Raw genomic sequence first — 11,637 nt, 5'->3', positions numbered from 1 at the left:
ACCGTCTGGTCGCCCCGCTTGGCCTAACAAGCGCACGCTGGCAGGTGCTTGGCGCCATTGTGTCCGCCGAACGTCCCCAACCGGTCGCTTGGCTCGCACGTGACCTCGGCGGCAATCGTCAAAACGTGCAGCGGATTATCAATGATCTGCACAGAGAGGGCCTCGTATCTTTTGAGGTCAACCCGCATCACCGACGGGCGCAGCTCGTCGTGCTCACTGAGAATGGACAGCGCGCCTTCGAAGCCGCAATGGAGTTGCAGGCTCCCTGGATCAACGATCTTTCAGAAGGGCTGTCGGTCAAGGATATACGGATTGTCCATCGCGTGATCACGGCCTTGCGAGATAAGCTTGAGGGCAGCCGTGAGGACAAGTCGGCCTGACATGGCAAAAGCATTGTGATTGGCCGGGCGCCCGTGATTCAAGCTCCCAAACTGGGGCGAATCAGGCACCATGAACTAACGGACTACGAATGGGCAGCTATCGAGTCTATGCTACCAAACAAGCCGCTTGGAGCCCCTCGGGTAAAACGACCGACGCGTCCTCAATAGTATCTTCTGGATGCGGCGATCTGGTGTATGGTGGAGTTAATGAGTCTCAACCTTAGTACGCGGTTCGCGCGCCGGTTGCCCTCAAGCCGCACGACCTCATCGCGCAGAACCGTCCTCGGGATATCGTGCGGACTTCGAGTGTACAAAGCATCTAACACTGATCTTGTTAAATCATGATTATCGAGAATTAGTGGGAGGTGTTTTGCGGCCGAACTAAGTTGGCAGTTCATCTAGGAGCTGCCGAGTGCATCTTCCAGAATAGCCTGAAGCCGCGCGGCTCCCTTTACCAGCTCGCGATCCAGGTCCGCTTTGATGGCTACGGCATAATAGTTGCCGAACTCTACGGCGTGGCCCGAATCGTTGTGGTCCAGCGTTCCTGGAGCAGGAGCTGATAGGCTCTTATACCCAGGGCGTGCGTATCGTTCGCGCAAGCAGCAACTCGTGCTTCATCATAGGGCGCGGCTTCGACTGTCGGCAGCAGATCGGCATCCAGCGCATCAGTTTAACTCCCCCACGAATACGCCTGGAGATCGACCAGAGAGTCCTCACATATGCTGTGGAATGTCGGCGCGCGCGTAGATGACGTGCCGTCGGATCGCTTTGCGTGCAAGATGACATGCAGTTTGTTACCGCCTTGATCGCCGTTATGTTCGCTTGCGTGCAACGCTGCTCCAGGGTCCCCAGCCAGATGGACAACGAGCTTTAGCGCGCGCAACCTTCTTCCTCAGAGCGCGAATTGTCTTTGAGGATCGCAATCGCCGCCGGAAGACCTTCGAGGATGCAAGTTCCCTGGTCGTGTTCATCCTTGCAATCAAGAGCGTCGTCATATGTCGGCCGATCGATGTCGATGTCGATGAAATGCCAGCGGTAGGTGTCCTTTCCTTTTGGCGTTGAATTTATAGTCGCCCGCCCAGTTTGAGATGGCGGCCAACGAAGTGTGCCGATCGGCTCCTTGAGCTTGGGCCTGCGCTGCCGGACTTAAGTGCCGCTACGCCAGTTCCGCAATGACAGAATGGCGTGGCTGTCCCCACACTAGGGCGGAAGATGTGCTGCCAACAGCAGCGGTGCAGATCGCAAGTTGGATCTGACTGGTTGCCCAATATTGATGAACTGCGTCCAGTCGTTTGCGGACAGAGGCAGGTGCCTGGGTTACGGCACGTCGACCGGGGGCATGGATGCCGTCGGGCGTGGCACCAAGCCATTTTGGTGCCGGTCACGTGCCGCCAACATGATCGTAAAAGCCGCGAGGAGGATTAGGAGAGCGCGCGTACAACAAGGAATACTCGAAACGATATATCGGAATTATGAAACGACTCACACCGCGGGCCTTGGAGGAGGGGCGGCTCTTACGGGGCATCGACGGCCTATTGGCCAGCCAAACCCCACAAATCTTTGATACTCGTTCGTTCTCGCCGGCAGCCGCCGAACAGTGGGAGGATTGCGCTTAAAAAATGCTTTTTTCCCTTGCGGACTGCAGGAATAGTGCAGCAAAATTTGAGTAGGAATCCGGTGATTGGCTATTCACCACGAAAGCAGCCGCCCCCTCGTGCTGCTTCCGGGCGCCATGAAGGACGGTTCATGCGCATCATGACATTGTGTCCGGCAGCCTGTTGGCGCTGACCGCGGCTGGGCTTGCGCTACTTTGCTCTAGCCTGCTCGCATTTGCTTTCATTTTGATCCCGCAGCCGACCTTGGTCGCGCTAGGATCCCTGCGAGACCTCACGCAAGATGGTACGCAGCTGGACAGGGACGCTGGTATGTTTTCCACGTATGGAGGCCCGGCGCTTGCAGATGATCTGCTCAGGCATCCGTAGGGATCCGCTTCCTCGGTTCGCGTCGTTTTCGCATGTAGTGCCCTTCTTTCTGAACGGCCGACCTGATCTCCAGGCTGGCCTTCGTGCAGTTGCCCACTAACAACGCAATTCCCCTCCATCGAACGATATAGTTAGTCTTATGATTGCGCTCGCATCACGCGTTTGTTGCGTGGGTTGCGCAGCATTTTTGCGCCAACTCAACTTCGACGCTACCACTACGGATCCTCGAACAATCAGGCACAGGACCGCTGGAAGCCTCACCTAGCAAATCCCCGACTCGCATTGCCTTTCGGTGAGGCGGCCCTCTCAAGAGCACAGGTATGAATGTGCTTCACGGGTAATCCCCTCTACCGGCCCTCATTATTTACCTCACCACCCGCAGCGCAGTGCGTTGCTCGCAAAAACCCTGATGCGATCAAGACCCGGCTTTGGGGACAACATTGCTGAAAACGATGCAGCGGGGGGGGGGCGGCTTGCGGCAACTCTTGACCATCTTCTGCTATCGCGGCAACGAGAACAACGAAAGCAGATCGAGATGATGAGAGCGGGGTGTGGCTGTGACGGATCAATCCCAAGCATCGGAGTTGCCGCCGGTCCTGCAGAGACCGTCGAAAGGCTTTCGGTGGAGCTTTACTCTTCTAGCCTTATTGCTCGTTCTTTGCGCCGGAGGAGCCTATTTTTTGACGAATATGAATATCGAAATGTTTGCCGAGGCGCCGTCGGCTCATGAAATCGTGCCTCCTACGTTTGACTTGTCACCTGAGGATAGGGACGTCCTTTTAGGTATGCAATCAGGGCAGCAGAAGACGGCCGATGAAGTTGCCAAGCTCAATCGCAACGTCGACGCGCAGCAAGCCGAGCTAAAGCGGATCTCGGATCAGATCACAGCCCTGACCCAAAGATTCGAGGAGCTGCACAATCGGGCGCTTGTTGCCTCTCCTGCTCCTGCTGCTTCTTTCCCACCCGTGCGCACCACATCCAAGCCGGCCAAGAGAGACGTCCGGCCCTCGAAGCCGCAAGGTCCGGTTTCCGTCGGAGGCGCGCCGCTGACTGCGGAGCCGAGCACCGAACAGCGCTGATTGCCACAAAATGCCTGCCATATGACGCTGCGCCTTCCAACCAAGTCGGAAACCAACCGTCCACCATCTTGATGCGCAGGCCGAGCCTCTCATTGCTCCGCGCGATTTCGGAAATCCTCTGTGAGTCGCAAGAAGTTCATAAGCAGGACGTGCCCCTGTGAGGTAAGTATCGACTCAGGATGGAACTGGACCCCATAGGTGGGATAATAGCCGTGCGTGAGGGCCATGATCTCGCCTTCCTCCGAACGCGCTGTCACTATGAGGTTCTGCGCACATGACTGATCAAGCTCGACGATAAGAGAATGGTAGCGTCCGACGTCAAGCGGGGTTGGCAGCCCCTTGAATAACCCTCGGCCGTCATGCGCAACGTATGAGCGCTGACCGTGCATGGGCCGATGCGCACGCGCCACCCGTCCTCCGAAAGCGCTCGCAATACACTGATGTCCAAGGCAGATGCCGAGAATTGGTACGCGTCCCGAAAGTTCGCGAACCACTGCTGTCGATATTCCTGCCTCAGTTGGAGTGCAGGGGCCGGGCGATATGACCACCGCGCGGGGCTTGAGACCAACGAGCTCGCCGATGCTGATAGCGTCGTTTCGGATCACTTCCGTTGCTTCACTGAGCTTGTGGAAATAGCGGGCAATGTTGAATACGAAGGAATCGTAATTGTCGATGATGACAATCAAAATGCACCAGCTGGTTCAGAACCGAATGCATCAAAGATTCGCTTTGCCTTGGCGAGCGTTTCCTCGTATTCGGCCTCGGGCTCCGACAGGGCCGTTATACCGCCGCCCGCATGAAACACAGCCAGGTCACCGTCGATGGTGACGGTGCGGATCGCAATACTTGTGTCCATGTGCCCGTTGAAGCCGATGAAGCCGATCGCCCCACAATAGACCTCTCGCGCTATGCGCTCGATTTCTGTAATAATTTCCATCGACCGCACCTTTGGCGCTCCCGTAATGGAGCCCCCGGGAAAGCAAGCACGAAGCAGGCTAACGGCGTCTTCCCCTCCGGCAAGTTCCCCCGTAACGATCGACACGAGATGGTGCACCGAGGCATAGGACTCGAGATTGCACAGAGCCGGAACCTCGACCGAATGCGCAGTGCAAACGCGTGACAGATCATTTCGCAAAAGGTCGACAATCATCGTGTTCTCGGCATGATCCTTTTCGGAAGCGAGGAGAACAGCCGCACAGCGGTGGTCTTCATTGAAATCAGGCGAACGCGCGATCGTGCCCTTGATGGGTCGTGTCTCGACTTGTTGCTCGTTAAGCTTCAGGAATCGTTCCGGCGAACTTGATGCGATGGTCAGCTTTCCCCATCGCAGCAGGGCCGCAAAAGGCGCCGGATTCGATGATCGTAGCTGGCAATAGAAGGCGAGCGGATCAAACGAGGTCGGCAGGCGGGTGCTGAAACTCTGCGCAATATTCGTCTGGAACACGTCACCCGCCAGGATCAAGTCGATCACGCTTTGTACCGCCGCAATGTAGCCCTTGCGGCTGAAGTTCGAGCTCCAAGCGCCTGCTTTGCTGGCACAACCATTCTGTGGCGCCATTGGACGGTCAAGGAATGCTGCAAACTCGTCAGCTCGACGACGCGCTCGTTCGCTCCGTCGCACGCGATCATGCTCCGGCCATCCGGTCGAGACAATCCAGCATTTGTTATCCCGATGGTCGAAGCTGATGACCACGTCATAGAAATGCAGGATGGATTGGGGCAAACCCAGACCGACAATTGCCGGCGCAGACAATCGCTCCAATGTCCTGTTCATGTCGTAGGCAAGGTAGCCTGCCGCTCCTCCCTGGAACGGCGGGAGATCGGGACGATGCTCTTGCGGGTACTTCGCGAGTAGCGTGCGAAGGACCTTCCATGGATCGGCCTCGAGAGTCAGACCGTTCCAACTGGCTTGGCCGTTCGCGACCCTATAGGTGCTGAACGGGTCACACGTTACATATGAGTAGCGCCCAAGCAGCTCGTGCCTTGCTGCGCTATCGAGAAACGTGAGATGCGATCGATGCCCAAGACGTCGCATCGCTGTGACAGGTTCAATCCACTGCAACTCGCGAACGTACATCGGGTTATAGGTCACCGGCCGCTGACGTCGTGAAAGTGTCGTTCCATCTGTTGCCCCACCCGATGAGAGCGACGCCTGTCTGCGATGGCATGAAACTTGAGGCCATTGCCAAACTAACCCGGCGGTGGACTTTTTGCTGCCACAGCACCTCGATCATCCTGCCGTTGAGGCGAAAGGGGTATCTATTGATACATCATAGTCGGCCGCGAACCGCAGCTCGCGGAGCGGTCGGACCCGTTTGATCGATTCCTGGTAGAGATGGTGCGCTTTGTACGCTGCGAGCTCCGTCTCGCTGTCGAACTCACCATAGACCACGATGTCAATATCATTGCCGAGCTGATCGGTCTTGCGGTTGCGGGCAACCTCAAGCCGGCGCGCATGTGGTATCGCGGTGAGACGCGAAAGACCTTCGATGATCTGGTCGATATGCGACTTGTCCTTGGCGCTGAAGAAGACGATGTGACGAATCATGGCCGTCCGGAGATGTCGCTAGTGGGGGCATAACTATCTGGGAATAGAACCCGTTGCAATGAGGCTAGTCACTTGCTGCATGCTCGTCGCTTGCGATCGTCAGCGATCCGCAATGAAGCTTGCCAGAGTTGCTCAGGACGCGGGAAGGGTAAGGCGCTCAATGGTTTGAATGTGCCGCGTCAGCAGATTACAGGCTTGATCGATATTGCGCGTTCGCAAGGCTTGAAGAATCAGGCGGTGATCTTGATTGGAGCGCGGTCGCCAGCCCGCCGATCGCGCCATCGCGAATACCAATCGAGAATTGGCAAGCTGCAGTCCATCGAGGCTCGCGAGCAGACGCGGCATTCCGCACGGCGCGACCAAGGCTTGGTGAAAGGTGCGGTTGGCCATCTCAAACTCCTCGATCGTCTTTGCACTGTCTCCTTCGATCACGGTGAGCTCGATCCGAGCCAAATGAGCTGTTGTGAGCCTTGGCCCCGAATGGCGCAATGCCACCACTTCCAGCGCAGCGCGCATTTCGGCGATCTCCTTCACTGAATGGGTATCGAGCGGGGCAACCCGAACACCGCGGCGTGGCACAGCGACAACAAGATGTTGTGCCTGCAGCTGCCGAAAGGCCTCGCGCACCGGGACGTGGCTGGAATTGAATTCTCGTGCAACGTGATCCTGACGCAGTGGCGCGCCTGGCTCTAAGGCGCCGCTGATAATGCGCTCAGCGATTGAGTCCGCGATGCGCGCGACCGTCGTCATGTTGTCAGCAATGATCATAGATTATCTACCGCAATAACCGGTGCATTTGCGAGGCAGCTCGATTAGCATCTCTTCGAGAGCGGTGACTATAGATAATTCACGCGATTATCTACAATTGAGCGGGATTGGATTATGGATGCTGCTGCGCAAGTCGGACGGAAGGGAGCAAGCAAAGGGGCGCAGGTTCGTCATCATTGGAACGTCGAACGGGCTAAGGCGCTCTACGACCTGCCTTTTGCCGACCTGATGTTTCAGGCGCAGCGCGCTCATCGCAAGAGCTTCGATCCAAACCACGTCGAAACCGCGAGCCTGCTCAGCATCAAGACCGGCGGCTGCCCGGAAGACTGCGGCTACTGCTCGCAAAGCGCGCATTACGAGACCGGCCTGAAAGCCACCCGTCTGATGCGTTGCCCAGATGTGATTGCGATTGCGCAGCGCGCGAAGGATGCCGGCGCCACGCGCTTCTGCATGGCCGCGGCCTGGCGCACGCCAAAAGATCGCGATCTTGATTCCGTCTGCCACATGGTCAACGCGGTCAAAGGACTCGGCATGGAAACGTGCGTCACGCTGGGCATGCTGACGCCGAAGCAGGCCGCGCGCCTCGCCGAGGCCGGCCTTGACTTCTACAATCACAACGTCGACACATCACCCGAGTTTTACAGCAAGATCATCACGACCCGTAGCCTGCAGGACCGCATCGATACGCTGGCGCATGTGCGCGATGCCGGCATCAAGATCTGCTGCGGCGGGATTATCGGGATGGGCGAGCACATCGAGGACCGCCTAGGTATGCTCGTGCTGCTCGCCGATCTTCCCAGCCATCCCGAAAGCCTGCCGATCAACCTATGGAACAAGATCGAAGGCGTGCCGGTGGAAGACACCGCGGAGCCTCCCGATCCGATCGCGCTGGTCCGCCTGGTGGCGACCGCGCGGATCATGATGCCAAGGAGTGTGGTTCGCTTGTCCGCCGGGCGGCAATACATGAGCGATGAATTGCAGGCGCTTTGCTTCTTGGCCGGCGCAAATTCGATCTTCATCGGCGACGTGCTCTTGACCACCAAAAACCCGAAAGTTGATCGCGATGCGGATCTCCTGGCCCGGCTCGGCATCACGTCCGGGCTCGCCTGACGAAAGCAGTGCGCGCAATATGTTGCCCCTACATCCAGCCTAGGTGAGAAATGCAGATAACTTTGATGAAGGGAAAAATCCATCGCGCCTCAGTGACCGAAGCTGATCTGCACTATGAAGGCTCGATCTCGATAGATCGTGCGCTCCTGGAGGCGGCGGGAATGGTGATCAACGAGCGCGTCGAAATCTACAATGTCGAAACAGGGGCGCGCTTTGCCACCTACGTGATCGAGGCGCCGCCGAGGTCTGGCACGATAAGCCTGAACGGTGCGGCCGCCCGACTCGCGATGCCCGGAGACAAGATCATTATCGTTGCATATGCCTCATTCGGCGAGGCTGAAGCAAAGATATTCAAGCCACGCATTGTGCGTGTGGACCAGGACAATCGCATCCTGGCAAGTTGAGCCTCAAGGGCTATCCATCCTTCTTCAACGGCCAACGGATCTTTTGCGTGATTTGATGCGATCCTGGGAGCGATGAATGCGGTCAATGCAAGCAGCTAGACTTAGTCCCTACGTCGCGGCGTTGAATGCCTTGAACGAAGACAAACGGCTGCGCTGCCTCAAGCCGCGCGTGGGGATCGATTTCGCATCAAACGACTATCTGGCGCTCGGGAGCGCCCCGCGCATCAAAAAGGCGATGGTCGCCGCGCTGGAGGCGGGCACTCCGGTTGGAGCAGGCGGGTCGCGGCTTCTGCGCGGCAATTGCGAGGAGCATGAACGGCTCGAAACCGAAGCTGCTCAGTTCTTTGGCGCGGAGGCAGCGCTTTTCTTTGGAGGCGGCTATATCGCAAATTTTGCCCTCCTGACAACGCTGCCGCAGCGGGGCGATCTGCTCGTTCTCGACTCGCTCGTGCACGCCAGTATTCACGAGGGGGCGCGAGCCGGCCGCGCAGAGTGCCGAATTCATGCGCACAATGATCCTCAGTCAGTCGAAGACGCAATTCGCGACTGGCGAGCCAAAGGTGGAGCGGGCCGCGTCTGGATTGTGGCCGAAAGTCTCTACAGTATGGATGGCGACTTCGCTCCACTCGAAGAGCTGGTGGCAATCGCCGATCGCCATGATGCATTTCTGATCGTGGATGAGGCTCATGCCACAGGAGCTTACGGGCTTCAGGGACGAGGGCTCACAGCCTCTTATGACAGGCGGGACAATCTCATCGTCGTTCATACCTGCGGCAAAGCGCTCGGTGCGGCGGGTGCACTTGTTACGGTCTCCGGCATCCTGCGCGATTTCATGGTCAATCGCTGCCGTCCGTTTATCTTTGCCACGGCCCCATCACCATTGATGGCCGTTGCCGTTCGAGAGGCACTCCTCATCCTGCAGGAAGAGCCGGAGCGGCAGCAACGGCTGGCCAAACTTGTTTCGTTCGCGCATCGGCAGATCACCTCCCTTGGTTTGCACACGCCGTCGACCTCTCAGATCGTGCCGTACATAGTGGGTGACAATGCTCATGCAATGCGACTTGCCTCTGCTCTGCAGGCGCGCGGCTTCGACATCCGCGGAATTCGGCCGCCAACCGTCCCAACAGGCACCGCGCGTTTGCGAATTTCGTTGACACTGAATGTTGGGGAAGCGGACGTGCGCGCAATGCTCGATGCGCTTGTTGAGGTGACAAGGGGCTCGTTTTGATGAATAAGCGGATCGTCGTGACCGGTACGGACACCGGGGTCGGCAAAACGGTATTTTCCGCAGGGCTCGCCGGCCTTCTCGGCGCGAATTACTGGAAGCCGGTCCAGGCTGGACTGGAACAAGAGACCGACTCCGAGTGCGTCCGCCGCCTCGGCGGCCTCTCGGCCGATCGGATTGTCCCGGAGCTCTATCAACTTCGGACGCCTGCGTCGCCCCATTACGCCGCGGAGATCGACGGCGTTCGCATAGACACAGAGACGCTTGGACTGCCGGACAGCGGCGAGCGGCAACTGGTGATCGAGGGCGCCGGCGGGCTCATGGTGCCGCTGACAGCGCGCACTCTTTACATCGACATCTTCGAACGCTGGCAGCTTCCCGTTGTGCTTTGCGCCAGGACGGGACTGGGCACAATCAATCACTCTCTGCTCTCCATAGAGGCTCTGCGGAAGCGTCAGATTCGAATCCTTGGAATTGCGTTCATTGGCGAAAGAAACGCGGAAACTGAAAGCGCGATTTGCGAGATCGGGAGAGTGCGTTGGTTGGGACGGCTCCCGTGGCTTGTTCCGCTCACGGACGAAAGGCTGCAGGCCGCTTTCAAAGACTCCTTTCTTGGCAGTGATTTCCTGAACCTATGAGGATAGCCAAGAGGTCGCCGATCTGGCACCCGTTCACGCAGCATGCTCTACAGCCGGACATGACGAAGGTGCTGCGGGGAGAGGGGGCTTATCTCTACACAGAAGATGGCCGACGCCTTATCGATGCAATCTCCTCCTGGTGGGTCGTGACCCACGGCCATTGCCATCCATGCATCGTGAACGCGATCCGAGAACAGGCAGGCAAGCTCAACCAGGTCATCTTCGCCGGATACACTCACGACCCGGCTGAGCAAGTTGCGACGGAACTATTGAAGCTCACCTGCCCGGCGCTCGAGCATGTGTTCTTCTCCGATAGCGGGTCAACCAGCGTCGAAGTCGCGCTGAAAATGGCGCTCGGCTACTGGCACAATACCGGAAGACAGCGAACCCAAATTGTGGTGATGCAGCACTCGTACCATGGCGACACGATCGGGGCGATGTCGGTAGGTAGCCGAGGCGTTTTCAATGCGGCCTACGGGGCGCTGATGTTCGAGGTGACCTCGATTCCGTTCCCCGCAAGAGATCGTGAGCAAATAGCGCTCGATGCGCTTGAAAACGCGTGTCGAAACGAACATCCGGCAGCCTTTATCGTGGAGCCCCTGATATTGGGTGCCGGTGGAATGCTGATGTATTCTCCCTCGGTGCTAAGAGAGATGAAGCGAATCTGCGAAGCCTTCGACGTCCTGTTCATTGCCGACGAGGTCATGACGGGCTGGGGCCGGACGGGTAGCTTGTTTGCGTGTGAGCAGGCCGATGTGACGCCCGATATTGCCTGCTATTCGAAAGGCCTCACGGCTGGGGCGCTGCCGCTCGCCGTCACACTCTGTCGTGCCGATATTTTCGATGCGCATTATTCTGAAGATCGCACGCGTACGTTTTTCCATTCGAGCTCATATACGGCCAATCCAGTGGCCTGCGCCGCCGCCAAGGCCAATCTGGACCTATGGCAGCAACAGGAATATCGCAGGCGGGTGGCATCCTTGGCCAGGATGCAAGAACAGGCACTCGCGCCATTTTGCGCCGATTCACGGTTCGCAAACGTCCGACGCACAGGAACAGTCACAGCGCTTGAACTCAACACGAGCGATGCCGGCTATCTGGCGGACATCGGGCCGAAGCTTTTGGCTTTCTTCCAAGCGCGGAATCTGCTGTTACGCCCACTCGGTAATACGATCTACGTGATGCCGCCTTACTGCGTTACGGCGGCCGACCTTGATGAAATCTATGCTGCCATCCGTGACGCTGCGGACTTGCTGATGTGAGGTGCCATAAAAGTTGCAATCGTCTGCGGTGACAGGATCTTGCAAGGCGAAAGTGTCCGTATTGCTGCCGTTTGATAGTACAAGGAGGATGCTGCGCCTACGGCTAGCAGGCTATGAGCTGGTCCCGCAAATCTGAACAGCGCGATAAGTGGAGTTTCTGCCTGACGGCGGGCAAGATTGACCCGCGAATCAGGAGAGACGATGAGCAGACGAGCACGGCGGAACCACACTCCGGCTTTCA

11 protein-coding genes are annotated in these 11,637 nt (G+C 57.8%); 7 read left to right on the top strand and 4 right to left on the bottom strand.

Annotated features, from left to right (window positions below):
* Both AC066S_RS37900 and AC066S_RS37895 read left to right on the top strand, forming a co-directional pair.
* Positions 1-380, top strand: a 380-nt coding sequence (locus AC066S_RS37900) for a MarR family winged helix-turn-helix transcriptional regulator (RefSeq protein WP_478271871.1), incomplete at its 5' end; no start/stop codon positions are given.
* 2,662 nt (positions 381-3,042) lie between these two features.
* Entirely contained in the window at positions 3,043-3,441 is a 399-nt protein-coding gene (locus tag AC066S_RS37895) for a hypothetical protein (RefSeq protein ID WP_235884956.1), read from the top strand.
* 89 nt (positions 3,442-3,530) lie between these two features.
* Here AC066S_RS37895 and AC066S_RS37890 read toward each other — a convergent pair whose 3' ends face one another.
* The 4 genes from AC066S_RS37890 to AC066S_RS37875 all read right to left on the bottom strand — a co-directional run bounded on the left by AC066S_RS37890 (position 3,531) and on the right by AC066S_RS37875 (position 6,757).
* Positions 3,531-4,127, bottom strand: a complete 597-nt coding sequence (locus AC066S_RS37890; RefSeq protein ID WP_164719155.1) for an anthranilate synthase component II — start codon at positions 4,125-4,127, stop codon at positions 3,531-3,533.
* Positions 4,124-5,533 carry an aminodeoxychorismate synthase component I gene (pabB, locus tag AC066S_RS37885; RefSeq protein ID WP_126262145.1) on the bottom strand — a complete coding sequence of 470 codons (1,410 nt, stop codon included), beginning with the start codon at positions 5,531-5,533 and terminating at the stop codon, positions 4,124-4,126. Before pabB ends, AC066S_RS37890 begins: the two co-directional genes overlap by 4 nt.
* A 138-nt stretch (positions 5,534-5,671) precedes the next feature.
* Positions 5,672-5,989: a Dabb family protein gene (locus AC066S_RS37880; RefSeq protein WP_126262146.1), complete on the bottom strand. Its 318-nt coding sequence runs from the start codon at positions 5,987-5,989 to the stop codon at positions 5,672-5,674.
* A 132-nt stretch (positions 5,990-6,121) separates the two neighbouring features.
* Entirely contained in the window at positions 6,122-6,757 is a 636-nt protein-coding gene (locus tag AC066S_RS37875; protein ID WP_126262147.1) for a GntR family transcriptional regulator, read from the bottom strand.
* Between the two features lie 114 nt (positions 6,758-6,871).
* Here AC066S_RS37875 and bioB point away from each other — a divergent pair, with 114 nt between their 5' ends.
* The 5 genes from bioB to AC066S_RS37850 all read left to right on the top strand — a co-directional run bounded on the left by bioB (position 6,872) and on the right by AC066S_RS37850 (position 11,396).
* Complete coding sequence (gene bioB, locus AC066S_RS37870) at positions 6,872-7,867, top strand: biotin synthase BioB (RefSeq protein ID WP_126262148.1); 996 nt, start codon at positions 6,872-6,874, stop codon at positions 7,865-7,867.
* A 50-nt stretch (positions 7,868-7,917) separates the two neighbouring features.
* Positions 7,918-8,271: an aspartate 1-decarboxylase gene (gene panD / locus AC066S_RS37865; RefSeq protein ID WP_126262149.1), complete on the top strand. Its 354-nt coding sequence runs from the start codon at positions 7,918-7,920 to the stop codon at positions 8,269-8,271.
* Between the two features lie 76 nt (positions 8,272-8,347).
* On the top strand, positions 8,348-9,499 hold the full coding sequence (locus AC066S_RS37860; RefSeq protein ID WP_126262150.1) for an 8-amino-7-oxononanoate synthase: 1,152 nt from the start codon (positions 8,348-8,350) through the stop codon (positions 9,497-9,499).
* Positions 9,499-10,134, top strand: a complete 636-nt coding sequence (gene bioD, locus AC066S_RS37855; RefSeq protein WP_126262151.1) for a dethiobiotin synthase — start codon at positions 9,499-9,501, stop codon at positions 10,132-10,134. Before AC066S_RS37860 ends, bioD begins: the two co-directional genes overlap by 1 nt.
* A complete protein-coding gene (locus AC066S_RS37850) occupies positions 10,131-11,396 on the top strand; it encodes an adenosylmethionine--8-amino-7-oxononanoate transaminase (RefSeq protein ID WP_126262152.1) in 1,266 nt (421 codons plus the stop codon). Before bioD ends, AC066S_RS37850 begins: the two co-directional genes overlap by 4 nt.
* The last annotated feature ends 241 nt before the right edge of the window (positions 11,397-11,637 follow it).

The organism is Bradyrhizobium sp. CFUWI (assembly GCF_056429085.1).
The sequence above is the reverse complement of the archived record's forward strand: the minus strand, read 5'-3'. Positions and strand labels throughout refer to the sequence as shown.